Source organism: Paenibacillus sp. J22P165, assembly GCF_059692015.1.
Window position 1 is genome coordinate 33,970 of the sequence record NZ_JCAUAP010000009.1, and the last position, 17,128, is coordinate 51,097.

Genomic DNA, 17,128 nt, shown 5'->3' on the forward strand with positions numbered 1-17,128 from the left:
CTATTTTCATATGAATAGGTATAACTTATTCTGGCTGTGGAGGCATGGAATCATGTTCAGCAACGCGATGGATACGCGAACTGCCATTCGCCTTTCAGCGATGTGCGGTCAAAGCTATACCCAACTGGAACAAGGAACGGAAGCTGTCATCTTACCTGCTGCCTATCGAATCGTTTCTCCTATCACAGCGAATGCCGCTTTTGGCGGGCGTGAGCTATTTGGTTTTATTGCAGAATCCGACAGTCAAATTGTGATTGTATTTCGGGGTACTTCCACCACTTCAGATTGGATCTCGGATGCTATTGCTAGACAGACCGATTTCCCCTATGCCAAAGATGGCGGTCTTGTGCACCAAGGGTTTCTAGATATTTACGAATCTGCACGGAAACCTATTCTAACGTCAATGAGCAAACTTTCTGCACACAAACAACTTTACCTGACAGGGCACAGTCTCGGTGGCTCGCTCTCTACGCTATGTGCTGCTGATTTGGCAACGAACACCAAGTTCAAGGACCCAGCTGTGTATACCTTCGGTTCACCAAGGGTCGGCAATACGACTTTCGCCAAGCAATTCAATCGCAAAACAGGACCTCACTATCGCGTATACAATCGCAACGATATGGTGCCCTCCCTGCCGCCTCTTGTTTATAAATCGCCTCGTACGGGTGATCTCTATCACTATATCCATGTAAAAAGAGGCGTCGAGCTAGCCTTTCCAACGGGTTCGTTCGCGGGAAATCATGCAGTTAGCAGCTATTATACAGAGCTCGCTAAGCTTGATCCAAAATATGCGAAGCTGATCTGCACCAAAACATCGGGCTTCTGCCCGAACTGAAAGAGACTATGGGAACTGGCCCATAGTCTCTTTTTTAATGAAAAAGCTTATACGGCATCCTCTTTCACAGCGAAATGCTTCTGTATCAAAGCAATTTGACCTGAATGAATCCCTGTGTGGTACATTAATCTTCCCACTGCTTCTAGCGGTGTCGAAGGTCTCATCGGCGAATCTACTGGCACGGTCCAAGCTTCTTCAGGCAAGGCGCGCATCGCTTCAATGAGGTGGTTGTTCGAAGCTGTAAGATCATCAACTAGCTCCTGCAGGTTCGTGAAGGCAGCCTTGCCCTTCGCGCCGCCAGGGCCGCCACTTGTAGATAATTGGATGCCTTCTGGCATTTTCACACCGAAAAACCAGTTCGCAAACATATACTCAACTTCAGCATTGTGACGAAGCATATATCCAATCGAGGCTGAACCCAATTCGAGGGTCAAGTCCGCTTCCGGGAGCTTCTGGACTGTTTTATGAAAACGACCTTGAATCGCATTCCAAATCGGCAATACCGTTTCAAAACTCATAGTAAACGCTCCTTCAGGATTCTATTAGGATGATTTTGCAGGTTGGTGGCCATCTCTGGCTACGTGTTCGAATCTAGTTGCTGCCAAGTCGAGGTCAAAGGCTTGACCGAAGCCAGCTACATAGCGTCCCTCTAGCGTTGAGAGCTCGAACAAGGAGAAGTCCAGCGTTTTCAACACGTTAATCATTTGCTTGCCAAAACGCTCACCGAACAAGTCGAAAATATCTTCTTTTTCTTCATTTCCAATATTAATAGCTGTACATACGAACCGAGCACGTTGTCTAGCAAAAAGATTCTCTGTGGAGTTTTCGTCTTCAATTAGCATCACATCAACGGAAGGATTCGTCTCCATATAGCGGAAATGATTTGCGATTCTACTAATATAGATGTACAGCTTACCGTCCTTCTTTACAAACGGGGCATAGGAAATGAACGGCTTACCGTTCTCATCCACCGTGCTCAACATTAGCGTTTTCAAACTATCTGCGAATTTCAAATACTGGAGTTTGCTGATTTCTTGATCCAATTGTTTCATTCGGAAGCACCCCTGCTTTCTTCAAAATATGTACGCGGGGACCCAGACCAGGAGCCCCCTGTTGAATATCGGATTCTACATCGTAGACCTGTCGGAGCAGTTCGCTCGTTAACACATCTTGCGGCTTGCCGTATTGATAACGTTCCCCGTTCTTCAGCACACAAATGTAATCGCTGTACGCGCTCGCATGGTTCAAATCGTGCAGAACCATGACCACGGTGAGATTCAGTTCGCGATTTAATTTACGAACCAGCTCTAGTACATCCAATTGATGCGCTATGTCCAAATAAGTGGTTGGCTCATCAAGCAGCAATACCTTAGGCCGCTGTGCCAATGCCATCGCGATCCATGCACGCTGCGCTTCCCCACCGGATAAAGAGTTTACGATGCGATCCTTGTAAGGAAGCAATCCCGTTTGCTCTAGTGCCCAGTGAATGATCTCGTAATCTTCCCCATTAAAACGTTCGAACCACTTCTTGTGGGGCATTCGCCCGTAGCCAACAAGTTCTTCAATTGTCATGTCCGCAGGACTTGTGTTCGATTGACACAGCATGCACATGATACGCGATACCTGCTTCGTACTGAGCGATTGCAGCTCTTGCTGCGCAATACAGACACGACCGCTATCGCATGGGATGAGTCGTGAAACGGCTTTGAGTATGGTTGATTTCCCTGATCCGTTGGGCCCGATGATCGAGACCACTTCCCCCTCTTTTACATCTAAAGAGAAGTCATTCACAATCGTTTTTTCCCCATATCGAATGGTTAAGGATTGTACATCAAGCACGGGCTGCCTCCCCCTTTCGCATCAGATACAGGAAGTAAGGTCCCCCAACCATCGCCATCACAATGCCTGAAGGTATTTCTAATGGAGCAAATACAGTGCGTCCGAGCGTATCAGCTACTAGGAGTATGAACGCTCCAAGCACGACACTTAAAGGCAGTATAAAACGATAATTAGAGCCGACTAGCATGCGTGAGATGTGTGGAACGACGAGTCCTACAAACCCGACAAGTCCTACCGTGGAGACAGAGATAGCTGCCAGATAGACTGCGACGAAGGATAGGGTGAACCGGATACGCGTCAGGTTCTGCCCTAAGTTATGCGCAGCCTGTTCTCCTAATCGCAAGATGTTTGCTTGGCGAATACATAAGAAGGCTATCACCCAGCCCACGACTGAATAGGGTACAATCGTCTCCACACTGCCCATTCCCTTACCGGAAAGGCTGCCGTTTAGCCATTGTAGTGCAGCCGGCAGCTTATCACTATAGAGAATAGAGAGAAGTCCAATGACGCCGCCGAAGACAGCATTGACCGCAACACCAGATAGGATAACTCTGATGGGTGCAAAGCCGCTTCTTTTACTCCACGCCCACACATAGACCATAAATGCTGCGAAGGATCCTCCAATAATGGCACCTAACGGGATCAAGTAAGATAGGGATGGAAAAACAAGAATAATGAGCAGTACAGCAACCGCTGCACCACTCGATACGCCTGTCAGCCCAGGATCAGCAAGTGGATTAAGCAGCACAGCCTGGAGCAAAGCGCCAGATGCCGCTAAGTTAGCTCCAATAATTAAAGCAAGAAAAACGCGTGGGATACGGATATCCCATAGAATCGTATGATTGGAGCTATCACCGGATCCGAATACGGTTAGAATCGTATCCATAGGTGAAATACGGACGCTGCCAAAGCCGATAGATAGCAACGTGCCTACGAGAAGCAGAACACACGCAATCCCTATATAAGTGATGTTTCTTTTCTGCTTCTCGACCACGACGGCATTCCCCCGGCTTTATTTATACAGAATTTGCGCTAAATCTTTGAACGCTGCAGGTGCATTAACGATAGATGCGATACCGAATAAGTTGTAATCTAGTGGTTTGAATTTACCGTTCTTGAACGCATTCAACTTCTCCCAAGCGCCGTTCTTCTTCAAGTCCTCTTCTAATTTCTTCGATACTGCCGCAGGATCACCATGGGCTACCAACAAAATCGCATCCGGATTTGCCGTTACGATACTCTCCATGTTCAGTGGAACGTAAGCTTCTTTCAATTTCAGAACATCCGACACCACGTTGGAAGCTCCTAGTTGTTTCACCAAGCTGCCAGTGAACGTATTTTCGTTCATGAACATCAGGGATTCAGCGGATCCGAAGAGGATTAGTACTTTCGGTGCTGTTTTACCTTTACCCAGCTCACGCGCTGCGTTTTCTTCTGTCGTTGTTTTCTCAAGAAGAGCTGTAGCTTTCGCTTCTTGCTTGAACAATCTTCCTAGTACAACTGTAGAAAGTTTGAGCTCATCTAAGGAATCTACAGGAATGTAAGCTGTTGGCAGCTTTGCCGGCTGGAACTTTTTCTCTAGACTATCTTTAAGGGAGGATGGTGAAAGAATGACATCAGGCGTTAGTTTGGCAATTTGCTCTAAATCAGGGGCATGGGAGCTACCGATTTTCGTTACATTCGCATAAGCTGCTGGCATTTTGCTCGTTGTCGTTGGCACACCAACCGGCATAACACCAAGCTCATTGAGAATTTCGGAGATGCCCACGGAGACAGTAATGAGTTTGGAAGGGTTTTGCGTTTTGAACTGCGCGAGAAGCTCAGCAGCTTTCGCTTCATCAATGGCAACCTTCGGTGCTGCTGTTGGTGCCACAGTTGGAGCTTGTGTTGCGGCTGCTTTGGCTGCAGCAGTCGCTGCTGGCGTTGCAGCTGGTTGCGTTGAAGTTCCTTGGCCGCAAGCGACTGTCAACGAGAGTAAAAGTACGGCCATACCTATCTTTATAGATGCCTGTTTCATCATTTTTAAATCCCCCTATGTAATTGATAATGATTTTCATTCTTATTATAGTGATAATGATAATTGTTTTCAATAAGAATTTTTATATCATATTTTCATCTGTGATCTTTCGCTAGATTTCAACATGCAAAAAACCGCGAAGGTGCGATTTCGCTACCCTTCACGGTCTATTTGGGATTCTTATTTTCCTTATTCGAGCTCTGTAAAAAGTGCCGACGACAAATATCGCTCACCTGTATCAGGGAGGATAACGACGATCGTCTTCCCTTTATTCTCAGGTCGTTTCGCCAGTTGAACAGCGGCATAAGCTGCAGCACCTGACGAAATCCCGACGAGCAGCCCTTCGCTTTTGGCTAACTGGCGAGCCGTCTCCATTGCTTTCTCATTGCTCACAGAGAGGATTTCATCGACAATAGCCCGGTTAAAATTATCCGGTACAAAACCAGCACCGATCCCTTGAATCTGGTGCACACCCCGAGTGCCGCCGGACAGCACAGGGGAGTCCGCAGGCTCCACAGCCACAATTTGAACATCAGAATGGCGCTGTTTTAGAATCTCTCCTACCCCAGTAATCGTGCCTCCTGAACCTACACCTGCCACAAAAATATCAACCTGCCCGCCCGTATCTCGCCAAATTTCTTCTGCCGTTGTGGTCCGATGGATTTCAGGGTTAGCTGGATTGCTGAACTGCTGAGGGATGTAGGCACTTGGCAGTTCAGCAGCTAATTCCTTAGCTTTACGAATAGCACCTTGCATACCTTCAGCAGCTGGCGTGAGTACAAGTTCTGCGCCTAGGGCTCTAATGATTTTGCGGCGTTCCTCGCTGAACGAGTCCGGTAATACAATAATCAAGCGGTAGCCTAAAGCAGCCGCTGCAAAAGCGAGACCAATACCCGTATTTCCACTCGTCGGCTCAATAATGACCGTATCTTGATTGATCTTCCCCCTGCGTTCCGCATCCTTCAGCATGCCATAACCGATACGATCTTTCACACTTCCCGCAGGGTTAAAATACTCCAGCTTCGCGATAATTCGCGCTTCAAGTTCTTGTCGTTTATTGAAATTCCAGAGCTCAAGCAGCGGTGTATTCCCGATGAGTTCTGTTAAATTATTATATATGTTAGGCATGTGAGACCTCGCTTTCACGGGTTTGTAATTAAACCTATACGTTTAGTTGGATAAATAAAGTATAACACCTGCTGAAAGGGATATTAAATCAATAATCCTGATGAATGGGTGCGGTATTCTCTTATATTCGGTTCGTAGATTTGATATACTACCAATTAGAGACGAGGAACGTCCTTTTGCCCATATGGCGAGAGGGCGTTTTTTTATTTTAATCAGAATGGGAGGTCGAAGGGCATGGCATTTGATTTAGATCATCAAGCTTTTATGGAGAAGCATACTGCACTTCGTAGCGGTGAAAGAAGAGGACGTCTTCTGCGGGGACATAACTATGCGGAGAAACTTTTTCTTCAGCATGTGTGGTATCCTTTGTTTCAACATTTTGACCATTTGCATCCTGAGTATGAGATCTACGATTGGAATCGAAAATCGCAATTTATCGATTTTGCGTATTTGACTCCTTTCGGTCGTTTTGGGATTGAATGTGATGGTTATCAAAGTCATGTGAAGGACATGGACCGAGAGAAATTTAGCTACTCGTTGAATCGAGAAACTTTCTTGACCGGCATGGGTTGGAAAATGATCCATTTCTCCTTTGACGATATTCAGCATCGTCCTGACGTTTGTCGGATGCTACTGCATATGGTGATCGGCCCACGGATGATTCGGCATGGAGCGACGAGCTTGACTACGCTTTTGGAAAAAGAAGTGCTCAGACTGGTCTGGCAGTTAAGCGGTCGGGTGAGGCCGAAGGATGTCGTCGAACAGTTCGATGTTGATTTCCGAACCGCACGCAAGCGGCTCCAAGCATTAGTGGACAAAGGATATTTAACACCTATAGTCCGAGGATCGAATATTCGCTATTACGAGCTAAAAGATGTTTCGCTGGAACATTTGTAAGGAAAGGTAAGGCCGTGTATCTACGCCATTTTTCTCAGCCAAGCCAATTATAGCTATTCAAGTCACCACGACATTCTAGCCAGTCGACTTCTTCCTAGCTCGTACAGACTCCGGTAACTTCTTCTAGTTTCTTCTAGATTTCTACAAGTCCCTACTAACTCCTACTAAAACCTACTTATCCCTACTCCCCTCCCCGCTCCATTGGATTTATACAGTTAAATGCTATATTTGATAGCTAAATTTGTTGTTTCATTGGATTAATACAATAGTCGGCCCTAAAATCGAGTGATTCTATGCTCTTTTTGAGTATTTGAGTGGATTAATCCATTCAAGGTTGGTTTTTGGAGATCAAAAAAGGGATTCTACTGGATTTATCCAGTGGGGGGGGGCGAGAGAGAGGCTAAGGAAAGCGATCATGTTGGGCTTGCTCGAGAAAGCTACTAGGGAAAGGGGGCTTGTCAGGCTTGAGAGTGAAGGCTGCTAAGGAAAAAGGTTCTTATCGGGCCGCGCGAAAGCAGCTAAGAAAAGGGTGTTGTCGAACTTGCTGAAGAAAGCAGCTAACAGATACTCTAATGTAGGTGGCTAGTTGTAAGTTGGGAAGATCGGCATATTAGGACGACCCTGGCGTGAACATATGGTACACTGATTTGAGATGATGACCATCTTAAATAGAGCGCAAGGAGTACCGATAATGAAACTAGTATCTTGGAATGTTAACGGCTTAAGAGCCTGTGTGAATAAGGGGTTTTTGGATTATTTTAAAGAGGTGGATGCAGATCTCTTCTGCTTGCAGGAAACAAAGCTACAAGAGGGGCAGATTGACCTCGATCTAGGAGAGGGCTATAAGCAATATTGGAACTATGCAGAGAAAAAAGGATATTCCGGCACGGCTGTCTTCTCGAAAGTGGAGCCCCTTTCTGTCCGGTACGGAATTGAAGAAGATTCCGAGCCTGAGGGTCGCATCCTGACACTAGAATTCGAGAACTTCTATCTCGTAACAGTGTATACCCCGAATGCGAAGCGCGATTTATCCAGGCTGCCTTACCGGCTAGAGTGGGAAGATCGCTTTCGCGACTATTTAGCCGGACTTGACGCAGCGAAGCCTGTCTTGGTTTGCGGTGATTTGAATGTGGCCCATAATGAAATAGATTTAAAAAATGCCAAAGGGAACCATAACAACTCCGGATTTACCCTCGAAGAGCGTGGCAAAATGACGGATTTATTAGCAGCAGGCTTCCTCGATACGTTCCGGCACTTGTATCCAGAGAGAACAGATGTGTACTCATGGTGGTCCAATATGCCTGGCGTTCGTGCTCGGAATGTGGGCTGGCGGATTGACTATTTCCTCGCATCTGTTCGATTAGCACCTCAGATTACTGAGGCATCTATTGCCTGTGATATTCTAGGGAGCGATCATTGTCCTGTGGTTTTGGAGTTGGATTTAGCCTAGAGAGTTGGCTGATCTAATCCCCGACTTAAGGAGGAGCACACGTTCCGACCTTGGTCGCTTCTGGGAATAACCTCCTAAGTGGTAAGATCGAATTAACAAGAATTCGATGTGCTGCGAGGGATGCAAAGTGAAGAGAAACCGAAGAAGAAGAAGACGGAATTGGGTGTTTGGCATTCTAGCTTTTCTAGCCGTTGGGATCGCGGCTTATGCCTTGTTACTGTATGGCAACCCAGACGATATCAAAGATCAAGGCTTCGTTACCCAAAAAGGTAACATGCCTGATCTCTGGTATACCGTGCTATGGTTCCACGCGGTTTCTGGTGGTATTGCGCTCGGCATTGGTTGGCTGCAATTCATGAAGAGAATTCGACTCCAAACACCGAGTGTCCATCGCGCGATTGGCTATGCCTATGCAACGTTGATTACAGTAGCAGGTTCGACAGGTCTCTACATGGCTTATTACACTAGCGGTGGCTTGAGTGCTCAGCTTGGCTTCGGAGCCCTATCTCTCATGTGGTTGTACACACTTTACCAAAGCCTAAGGAGCATCATTGCTGATCGCAACCCACGCGCGCACGGTCAATGGATGTTACGCAATTACGCGTTGTCCTGCGCAGCGATCTCGCTTCGTATCATGATACCGTTAGCCGCTGTATTCTGGGGTCTTACGGATACGAATGATACCTTCGGCGTCATTGCTTGGATTTGTTGGCTGCCAAATTTACTCATCGCGGAAATGATCATTCGCGCTGGGATTCGCAAGTATAATAGGAGTAAAGGAGTGATGTTGTTATAAAAGTAAAAATGAGCCACGATACTCTTCCGCTTATAGAAGACACGGCACTTATAACAGCCTGTTTTCAACCGCTCATCCTCGCCTATAAAGAAATTCAAACCCGAGGCGAAGATTTCACCTCTGGGCTATTTCAAGAGCTTACGCCAGGCCAACAAGCCCTGTTTGCTTTCTGGACCTATTATACCCATGCCATCAAATCACAGGCTGATTTCTATTGGTGGAGTGCCTACTTCCTAGCTCAGCCGGCAAAATGGGCAGGTGTTCAAAGCGCGCTGCGCTTTTTCGAAGACAGCTGCACGTTGCCTCTTGTCGAGCGCATGGAGACGCTCCTGAAACAAAGAAATCACCCGAGGAATATCACGAATTTTGATATTTCTGCAAGTGATCTCGACCATGATTCGGATCTGTTATCAGAGGTCAGTCCGTTGTATGCGGCCTTACTAGAAGCTTCGGAGATCACTCAGCAAGGTATCGCAACCTACATCCGAAGCCATTCTGATGCGTTTGTAGCCTTAAGTTGATTCAGGATTAACCGCAAAAAGCGAATGAATATTCCCATCCGGATCAGCAAAAAAGGCTGTTACGTGTCCCCATGACTTTGCTTTTGGCTCCATAATCGCAGTAGCCCCTTTCGAAACATACTCCCGATATAGTGCTCCCACTTCTTCTGGTGAGTCACATTGAAAATTGAACTCGTAGGCTTGCCCTCTGCGCTCTTCCAGAAATGAAGGATGATCATTCGTATTATCGGCCATAAGCGGAGTCGAGCAGATCGCTAAACGGACGCCGTTATTTTCAAATTCAACATACGCCGCTTCTTCCACCACAATTCGAAAGCCAAGCACATCATGATAAAAACGAGCTAGTCGTGCAACATCTGTCGATAACATGGTGATACCTTCTAATTGAATTTTCATATTGCGTGCCCACCGTCCCTCATCTATTTCCTAAAATTGTATCACGCACATATAGATGGGATCAAGTGTTCCTATTCAATAAATCCTACTCAGCCAACAATCCCTTAATAACTGTCCGCATCTGATCTTCCGTTAATGTGCCTACTCGGTTGTAGGCAACTCTTCCCTGCTTATCTACAAAAATAGAAACCGGAATGGATCGAAGTTTGTAGGCTTGTGTGACCTTTTTATCAGGATCGAGCAACACACGGAAGGAATACGGATGTTCTTTCAGATAATCGCTTACCTTTTCATGACTTTCTCCGACATCAATAGCCAGCATGACGATATTGTCATCTTTGTAATCGTGATAGACCTTCTCCATGTCCGGCATTTCCTTGATACACCATTTGCACCAAGTCGCCCAGAAGTTGATATACACGTTCTTGCCTTTCAGATTGCTTAAGGTTACCCGCTGCCCATGTAAATCCGTTACGGTGAAATCAATCGCATTCTCCCGCTCCTGAGCATCGAGTAATAGCGTATTGGGCGCTGTTGCCCCCTCTGTGCTCTCCGTATTTGCATCCACCATCTGCAAGCTGGAAGTTTGCACCACCGCCTCTTCACTAATGCTATATGCGCTGGTTAAAAAGGAAAGGGATTGATTAATCGTCTCCATCCGATTCGTGAAAACAAGAACGCCCATAAAGATCATAATGATGCCGCTGATAACGGAGAAAATGGGCAAGTACTTGGAAACCTTTTTCAACAATCGGGATAAATGTTCCACTAAAAAGGCCGAAAGCACAAAAGGCACCGCCATACCTAGTGAATAGGCTGTGAGCAGTAGGACTCCCTTTTGGATGGTTTCCATGCTGCCCGCATAGATGAGAATCGTAGAGAGCATCGGACCGATACACGGTGTCCATCCGATAGCGAAGGCCATCCCTACCAGGAACGGACCGGTTTTTTTCACAGATGGGCCGCTAGTTAAGAACCTTTTTTCGGAATACAACCATTTAATCTTAAATATCCCTGTCATATGTAGCCCAAAAAGGATGATAACCACGCCGCCAATCTGCCTGAAAATCGATAAATTGGACGTAAATAATTTGCTGATCGAGCTTACGGAAATACCTAAACCTATAAACACGAGGGAGAATCCCAATATAAAGAATAAGGATTTATAGACAACATGACTCTTCCCTTTATTTGTAACCATATCAGGTATAGAAGAGCCTACAATATAGCTGAAATACACAGGAATGAGCGGAAGAACACATGGGGATATGAATGAAAGCAGCCCCGCTGAAAATGCCAAGATGAAATCCAAATCGCCTCTCCTCCCCTGTTCGTTTTAACCAAAATGGGCAGCCTTGCGGCTACCCATTTCACCTCTTATTTAAGTAAGTTGTATAACACTTGAGCGGCTTCAGCTCTTGTGGATAGGTTTTGCGGGTTAAGCTTAGCGTTATCCCCTGTTAGGATTCCGCTCTCAACAAGTGATTTGAACGCTTCTTGTGCGAATCCTGCGATTTGGCCCGCATCCGAGAAACTAGACAATGTAGCTGCCCCATTCCCTTTTGGAAGCTTATTCAGTACACCTAACGAGCGATGTAAAAGCGTGAACAGCTCCTCACGAGAGATGCTTTGATTCGGCGCGAATTGGTTGTCGCCAACACCACCTGCGATGTTCAGACGTTTAGCAGCCGCCAAATATGGCGTGTAATACGTGTTACCTGCATCTGCGAAATTGTCTTTCGCGTTCTCTTCCGGCGCTATGCCGTATGCTTTTAATAGAAGCGTAATGAACTGTCCTCTTGTCAGCTTGTCATTCGGACTGAAATGAGTCTCGTCTGTGCCGCCAGCAATCTTATTGGCTGCTAGGAAGTTAATCGCTTGATGGTGCCACGCTGACTCTGGCACATCTACAAAGGCAGATTTCGTGTAAGTAATAGCAACATCCGTTGCTGGACTTGGGTTATACCCATATTTGGCTGCATATCTAACTTGATATTTACCGGTGGATAATCCTGTCGTTTCTGTGGCTTTGGCTGCTGTGTATTTGGTTGTTCCCGCAAGTTTATATTCCAACTGCGCAGTTGTGCCTGTTATTTTTCCATCAAGACTCAACGAAGTCGTTGCTGCTGCAGTGCCAAGACCTGTAGGTGCTGCTGCTTGTTCCAAATTCAAGTCAATGATCGTGGATGGACTTGGCTTGAAGCCAGCTTTAGCTGCAGTCCTCACGTAATAAGTACCTTGCGTAAGTCCTGTAAGGGACGTACCCGTTACTGGTGCATAAGCTTTGTCTTCTGCACGTTTGTACTCAAGAGCTGTAGACGTACCGCTGATTTGGCCATCTTTGCTCGTATCTGACTTCGGAGCTTTTCCTGTCAGTCCTGTTGGAGCTGCTTGATCAGCTGCACCTTGCAGTTCTGAGAAGGCACGATCTAGCGCCTCAATGTAGTTGTTGTAATTGACACCTTTTTTACCATTCAGTTCATAGTCAGGTTGAATATCTTTCCATGTATACATTAACTCAACATGATCAAGAATTGGGGCTGGTTTGCCTTGCGCATCTTTATGATCCTTATTGTAAATAAAGAAGTAAGGCACTTGCAGCTTGTTAGCTACATGATCAACGCCATTCGCGTCCTTGTAGCTGACGTTATTGCTTGCTTTTGCATAAAGAGTTTCGATATTCGTTAAGTAGGTATTAACCAGATCTACGTAACGATCGGAAAATAAAGCACCCGTTGCACGGATTTGAAGGAAATTGCTGCTATCCGTTCCTACAGGCACATCTGGCGTACCGCCAATGCCTCCGTCCAGCTTCGTATCCCAGTTATACACTTTGGTTACATTGTATTTCTTCGCATATTCATTGACATACTTCGCAACTGCCCGTGTATTAGGGCACCAAGAGCATCCGAATAGGAAAACATAGTTCCCTTCGCTTTTCAACACTCCATTAAGCTCGTCATAGGTTACTGGATCAAGCACGATGTCTTTATCTGCTTCACCAAAAATCGTTTCTCCAGCGAATTCGTTATAAGAGGAGGCAATATAGTTGTTGTTATTTTGATCGGCTTGCAAGCCAGCTTTGAGATTAGCTGGAACAGCATCAAATGCCGCGCTAACTTTGGCTTTATACGCATCCACTTTGGCTTTATCCACAACACCATTGGTTAAAAGTGCGTCAATTCCCTCTACCGAAGAAATGATCGGTGCGTTGGCAGCGCCATTTTTGTTATTTTTGTTGTACACGAACAAGTACGGGGTTTGAATCTTTTGAGCTGTACCTGTCAGGGTTTTGGTAACGAGGTTAGGCGCTTTGCCTGACGTCACATCATTGCTGTAAGTGACACTTTCCGAACCCTCGATTTGTGTGCTGAGATTCGTTAAATACTTATTAACCAGATCGACATAACGTCTCGAGATTGGATTGTTGGCGGAGTCTGCGATATCTGTAGCAGGGTTTGCACCATCTAACCGCGTATCAAAGTTATAGACGGACTTGATTCCCTTCGCTTGTGCCACCTCGTTTATGTATCCAACAACAGCTTGTGTATCTTTACTCCAGGCACCACCGAATAGGAATACATAAGTTCCTTCGGAGTCTAGCAAATAATCAAGTTCATGATAGGTTGTTGTTTTAAAAACGTTCTTATCGTCAACGAGATTATCATATTTTTGATTGAAATAACTTGTATAAGTGCTGTTGAGTGGTGCTGATGGCGTTGATGATGCTGCGGCACTTGCTTGGTTCGTATGTAAAAAAGGTAAAACTAGCGTAGCAGCCAGAAGCAGCGTTAAGGCTTTATTCGTAGTCGATGATTTAGTCATGGTATTCTCCTCTGTGTTAGTTTCGTTAGTGTATGGCTCCGATTAGCAACCCTCTTCTTCGATGTCGCAGTTCTCTTCATCTTGGGCAGCAGGCGCAGGAGTTGCAGCCGCTTTAGCAGGCGCCGGTGTAGCTGCTGGCTTCACTTGAGCAGGCTGTGGAGTCTCAGCCACGGCAGCTTTAGGCTCTTCTTTCTTCACAGGTTCAGCCGTTGGTTTAGGCTCTTCCGCTTTTGTGGCGACTTCTGCTTTTTTCGTTTCAGTCGCTGTGGATACGGCTGCTGTTTTTACTTCAGGCGCTTTCGTATTCACGGCAGTAGTTGCCGCAGTGTTTGTTGTAGGTGCAGTTGTGGCTGCCGGTGTTGCAGCAGCAGCTTGCGTCTGTGTCGCTTCCACAGCTGGTGTTGCGGCTGCTTGCGGCTTAGCTTCAGCAACTGCGGCTACCGCAGCTTGAGACGGGATCTCCACTTTCGGTGTTGCCGAAGGAGCTTGTGTTGTTGTCACAACAGCCGTTGTTCCATTATTATCTGTGCTCTTCGAAGCGGATACGGTGACCGCATAGATGACAATAAGTACAGCAATCGCTGCGAGTATTGCCAATAATTTAAATTTTGATAGTCCAATGTTAGCCATGTTTGAACATCCCTCTCCTTCTTAGGTTTAATGAGTAAAGTTGCCATCATGCCGAATTGCCTCTTGGCTGTCATCCTCCTTCTGGTTGTTGAGAAGATAAAAAAAAGAGACACAACAAAGAGCGATTACATCTGCTCCCGTTGAATCTCTGGCTGTCCAGTAGATCACATTCGATATTCAGTTGAGATACATACGACATGCGTGAATCTCAATGTAAACATATCTTAAATGGCATTGATAGTTATGTCAATCATTTTTTAATTAATTCCTATCGGTTTTGTTGGAATTAAAGAATTCACCCGTAATTGAGGCTTTTTTGTCTCCCTGTCGACAAACAGAAAGTCAGCATGTCGGTGGTAGAATAACAATGTATATCAGCCGCACTATCACTTCTCATTAGCCAATAACTGGAAAATATCCATCTATTTTGACATAAATCAGCTATTTATTTTGAATAGATGGAAAACGTACAGTTAATTCTTCGCATTCTTCCGTTTTTGACAGCTAGCCTTACAATTAACTACGTTTTTTACAGCTAAGTTGAACAAAAGTGCGTATTCGAGCAAAAATAACTGTATGTTATCCAGCTAATGACTCCAAACTCCAGAGACTGAGGCTCACGCTTTCTAATATGGCAATTCATGCCCCTCCAAGTAAGCTTTCAAATTGTCCAATGACATCGCATACCCTTCTTCGGTCGGCTTCGCCTGCTCTTGGGTCTCATACCCCGTCTCGGTGATCGTTACACGTGTGCCATCGCCTTCCGCCGCGGTGAGAAATGTCGTGATCATCTCATAATCCGGCACACTGAACTCCCAACGCAACGCGAAGCGTTGCTGCAGTTCAACTGCCTCGATGATCGCTCGCAAAGTGACAACCTCCGTCCCTTCGTGGTACTCATTCGGTACATGGTGAAAGTAGACCTCAGCTCCCGGCGAAAGCTCGGCAACGTCCCATGGCGAGCCTGGCGAGTACCACTCCGTTAGTTGCTCGCCTTCCGTCACTGCTTGCCATGCACGCTCCAGCGGAGCTTGAATCCAAATGCTTTGGACGACTGTAAACTGTTCCATACCAACTTTTCCTCCCTATAAATTCTGCTGAGTGACGCCCGTTGCTGGATCAAAGGTCAGCATTTTCGTGCCGATTTTATCAATAAAGAACCGATCGTGGCTAACCGTAATGACTGCACCAGGGAAATGAATCAACGCCTGCTCCATAACTTGAATACTCATGAGATCAAGATGATTCGTCGGCTCATCCAAGATGATGACCGCGGCGCCGGAGAGAAGACACTTCGCAAGCGCGACCCGTGCCTTCTGACCACCGGACAAGTTGCCAATAAACTTGCTGAGGTCCATCTCCGAAAATTGCAGCATGGCGAGGAATTTGTTCACCTTTTTCCGCGGCGCATCTAGTCCAAGGCCGTACGTATTCACCGCATGGCTAACGGTATCCTTAGGATTGAGCTCCTCCCACATCCGGTTAAAATACGCGTAGCTGACGCCTTTTTCCCAGATCACCTCGCCGGACTCCGGCTTCTCCTGTCCCGTAAGCACCTTAATGAGCGTGGATTTCCCGCTTCCGTTAGGGCCTACGACGACTAGGCGGTCTTCCTTTTGAATATCGAAGCTGACGTTCTCAAAAATGGTCCGACCCTCGTAGGTCTGCCCGATATCTTTCACCTCGCACAGCTTGTCCGGAAACCGCAGACGCTCATAAATATCCGTGATCAGCACGTTGACGGGGTGAGGCTCGATCCGTTTCTTGTTATCTGCTAGCTGGCGCGATAGACGGTCCTTGGACATTTTCTTACTGGCACGGCTATCAATAGCCTCCGCCTCCATAAGGAGCAGCTCTTCTTCCCACTCAAATTGGCGGTCGAGCTCCTTTTTGCGCATCTTCTTTTTGCGAATATAATCCGTGTAATTGCCCTCGTACTCTTGAAAACGATAGTTCTCGATTTCGATCACTTGCGTAACCACTTTGTCGATAAATTCCCGATCATGGGAAATCAGTACCATCGCACCTTTGAACCGATACAGCCATTGCTCCAGCCAAGCAATCCCTTCAATATCCAAGTAATTCGTCGGCTCGTCCAGCAGGACCACATCAGGTTGCTCTATGAGCATTTTGGCAAGCGCCGCACGGTTTCTCCAGCCGCCGGACAACTCATCAACAGGTTGATGTCGTGACCGCTCATTAAATCCAAGCTTCGTAAGAACGGTGTTGATTTCAACAGATACGTTCCACCCATCCAAATGCTCCATTTGCTCAAACAGCTCCGCCTGCCGCGTTAACAGCTTATCCATCTCGCCGTCATCTGTGACAGTACCCAGCTTTTCTCCAACTTCCTGCAATTCGCGTTCAATCAGCGCAACCTGCTCGAAGCACATTTCCAACTCTTGCTGCACGGACAAGCTGCCCGTCATTTCCGAGAATTGCGAGAAGTACCCTATTTTAACCTGAGGATCTATCTCAACCTTGCCTGACGTTGGCTCTTCTTTTCCCATGATTAGTCTAAAAACCGTCGATTTTCCGGCACCATTCCGTCCGATCAGTCCGATTCGTTCACCTTGACTCACCTTCCAATAAATATCGCGAAAAATCATCGCGTCCTCATATTTCTTCGTCACGTTCTCCAAACGTATTACACTCATAGCTATCCCCTTTGACCTGCATCATTCATTCTAGGCTGATTATATCACGTTTAGCTTCACGACATTTTTTAATAAATGGTGTATTGTATAATTGACTTCATGTATAGTATAAGTTACATTGTGTATAGATCATTTTA

Annotated in this window: 17 protein-coding genes; 5 read left to right on the top strand and 12 right to left on the bottom strand. The window is 46.2% G+C overall.

The features are described from left to right. The first annotated feature begins 52 nt into the window (after positions 1-52). Positions 53-835, top strand: coding sequence for a lipase family protein (locus AC58QM_RS22695; protein WP_497287136.1), 783 nt, complete (start codon positions 53-55; stop codon positions 833-835). Positions 836-882: 47 nt separating this feature from the next. Here AC58QM_RS22695 and AC58QM_RS22700 read toward each other — a convergent pair whose 3' ends face one another. The 6 genes from AC58QM_RS22700 to cysK all read right to left on the bottom strand — a co-directional run bounded on the left by AC58QM_RS22700 (position 883) and on the right by cysK (position 5,819). Continuing rightward, positions 883-1,353, bottom strand: coding sequence for a DinB family protein (locus tag AC58QM_RS22700; RefSeq protein WP_497287137.1), 471 nt, complete (start codon positions 1,351-1,353; stop codon positions 883-885). Between the two features lie 24 nt (positions 1,354-1,377). Further along, a complete protein-coding gene (locus AC58QM_RS22705; protein WP_497287138.1) occupies positions 1,378-1,887 on the bottom strand; it encodes a HugZ family pyridoxamine 5'-phosphate oxidase in 510 nt (169 codons plus the stop codon). Next, positions 1,832-2,674, bottom strand: coding sequence for an ABC transporter ATP-binding protein (locus tag AC58QM_RS22710; RefSeq protein WP_497287139.1), 843 nt, complete (start codon positions 2,672-2,674; stop codon positions 1,832-1,834). Before AC58QM_RS22710 ends, AC58QM_RS22705 begins: the two co-directional genes overlap by 56 nt. Further along, entirely contained in the window at positions 2,667-3,668 is a 1,002-nt protein-coding gene (locus AC58QM_RS22715) for a FecCD family ABC transporter permease (RefSeq protein ID WP_497287140.1), read from the bottom strand. The genes AC58QM_RS22710 and AC58QM_RS22715 overlap by 8 nt, the downstream gene beginning before the upstream one ends. A gap of 18 nt (positions 3,669-3,686) precedes the next feature. Then, on the bottom strand, positions 3,687-4,694 hold the full coding sequence (locus AC58QM_RS22720) for an ABC transporter substrate-binding protein (protein ID WP_497287141.1): 1,008 nt from the start codon (positions 4,692-4,694) through the stop codon (positions 3,687-3,689). 186 nt (positions 4,695-4,880) lie between these two features. Next, positions 4,881-5,819, bottom strand: a complete 939-nt coding sequence (gene cysK / locus AC58QM_RS22725; protein ID WP_497287142.1) for a cysteine synthase A — start codon at positions 5,817-5,819, stop codon at positions 4,881-4,883. 234 nt (positions 5,820-6,053) lie between these two features. Here cysK and AC58QM_RS22730 point away from each other — a divergent pair, with 234 nt between their 5' ends. The 4 genes from AC58QM_RS22730 (at position 6,054) to AC58QM_RS22745 (ending at position 9,483) form a co-directional block, all read left to right on the top strand. Continuing rightward, positions 6,054-6,716 (top strand): putative endonuclease domain-containing protein, encoded by a 663-nt coding sequence (locus AC58QM_RS22730; protein WP_497287143.1) that lies wholly within the window; start codon positions 6,054-6,056, stop codon positions 6,714-6,716. Positions 6,717-7,407: 691 nt separating this feature from the next. Further along, entirely contained in the window at positions 7,408-8,166 is a 759-nt protein-coding gene (locus tag AC58QM_RS22735) for an exodeoxyribonuclease III (protein ID WP_497287144.1), read from the top strand. A 127-nt stretch (positions 8,167-8,293) separates the two neighbouring features. Next, positions 8,294-8,962, top strand: a complete 669-nt coding sequence (locus AC58QM_RS22740; RefSeq protein ID WP_497287145.1) for a DUF2306 domain-containing protein — start codon at positions 8,294-8,296, stop codon at positions 8,960-8,962. A gap of 8 nt (positions 8,963-8,970) precedes the next feature. Continuing rightward, positions 8,971-9,483: a hypothetical protein gene (locus tag AC58QM_RS22745; protein WP_497287146.1), complete on the top strand. Its 513-nt coding sequence runs from the start codon at positions 8,971-8,973 to the stop codon at positions 9,481-9,483. On the opposite strand, the gene AC58QM_RS22750 is transcribed toward AC58QM_RS22745, so the two are convergent. From AC58QM_RS22750 to AC58QM_RS22775, 6 genes are all read right to left on the bottom strand, one after another. Further along, the gene (locus tag AC58QM_RS22750; protein ID WP_497287147.1) at positions 9,475-9,879 is read right to left on the bottom strand and encodes a VOC family protein; all 405 of its coding nucleotides are present in this window, start codon (positions 9,877-9,879) and stop codon (positions 9,475-9,477) included. The two genes, AC58QM_RS22745 and AC58QM_RS22750, sit on opposite strands and share 9 nt — an antisense overlap. A gap of 85 nt (positions 9,880-9,964) precedes the next feature. Next, positions 9,965-11,191, bottom strand: a complete 1,227-nt coding sequence (locus tag AC58QM_RS22755; protein ID WP_497287148.1) for a redoxin domain-containing protein — start codon at positions 11,189-11,191, stop codon at positions 9,965-9,967. 65 nt (positions 11,192-11,256) lie between these two features. Further along, entirely contained in the window at positions 11,257-13,704 is a 2,448-nt protein-coding gene (locus AC58QM_RS22760) for an S-layer homology domain-containing protein (RefSeq protein ID WP_497287149.1), read from the bottom strand. 42 nt (positions 13,705-13,746) lie between these two features. Next, positions 13,747-14,334, bottom strand: coding sequence for a hypothetical protein (locus AC58QM_RS22765; RefSeq protein WP_497287150.1), 588 nt, complete (start codon positions 14,332-14,334; stop codon positions 13,747-13,749). Positions 14,335-14,960: 626 nt separating this feature from the next. Continuing rightward, positions 14,961-15,404 (bottom strand): SRPBCC family protein, encoded by a 444-nt coding sequence (locus AC58QM_RS22770; protein ID WP_497287151.1) that lies wholly within the window; start codon positions 15,402-15,404, stop codon positions 14,961-14,963. A gap of 15 nt (positions 15,405-15,419) precedes the next feature. After that, entirely contained in the window at positions 15,420-16,991 is a 1,572-nt protein-coding gene (locus AC58QM_RS22775; protein WP_497287152.1) for an ABC-F family ATP-binding cassette domain-containing protein, read from the bottom strand. Between the last annotated feature and the right edge of the window lie 137 nt (positions 16,992-17,128).

Coding starts and splice junctions, on each gene's coding strand:
- AC58QM_RS22695 (WP_497287136.1), top strand. CDS start 53: ATGTTCAGCAACGCGATGGATACGCGAACTGCCATTCGCCTTTCAGCG.
- AC58QM_RS22700 (WP_497287137.1), bottom strand. CDS start 1,353: ATGAGTTTTGAAACGGTATTGCCGATTTGGAATGCGATTCAAGGTCGT.
- AC58QM_RS22705 (WP_497287138.1), bottom strand. CDS start 1,887: ATGAAACAATTGGATCAAGAAATCAGCAAACTCCAGTATTTGAAATTC.
- AC58QM_RS22720 (WP_497287141.1), bottom strand. CDS start 4,694: ATGATGAAACAGGCATCTATAAAGATAGGTATGGCCGTACTTTTACTC.
- cysK (WP_497287142.1), bottom strand. CDS start 5,819: ATGCCTAACATATATAATAATTTAACAGAACTCATCGGGAATACACCG.
- AC58QM_RS22730 (WP_497287143.1), top strand. CDS start 6,054: ATGGCATTTGATTTAGATCATCAAGCTTTTATGGAGAAGCATACTGCA.
- AC58QM_RS22735 (WP_497287144.1), top strand. CDS start 7,408: ATGAAACTAGTATCTTGGAATGTTAACGGCTTAAGAGCCTGTGTGAAT.
- AC58QM_RS22745 (WP_497287146.1), top strand. CDS start 8,971: ATGAGCCACGATACTCTTCCGCTTATAGAAGACACGGCACTTATAACA.
- AC58QM_RS22750 (WP_497287147.1), bottom strand. CDS start 9,879: ATGAAAATTCAATTAGAAGGTATCACCATGTTATCGACAGATGTTGCA.
- AC58QM_RS22760 (WP_497287149.1), bottom strand. CDS start 13,704: ATGACTAAATCATCGACTACGAATAAAGCCTTAACGCTGCTTCTGGCT.
- AC58QM_RS22765 (WP_497287150.1), bottom strand. CDS start 14,334: ATGGCTAACATTGGACTATCAAAATTTAAATTATTGGCAATACTCGCA.
- AC58QM_RS22770 (WP_497287151.1), bottom strand. CDS start 15,404: ATGGAACAGTTTACAGTCGTCCAAAGCATTTGGATTCAAGCTCCGCTG.
- AC58QM_RS22775 (WP_497287152.1), bottom strand. CDS start 16,991: ATGAGTGTAATACGTTTGGAGAACGTGACGAAGAAATATGAGGACGCG.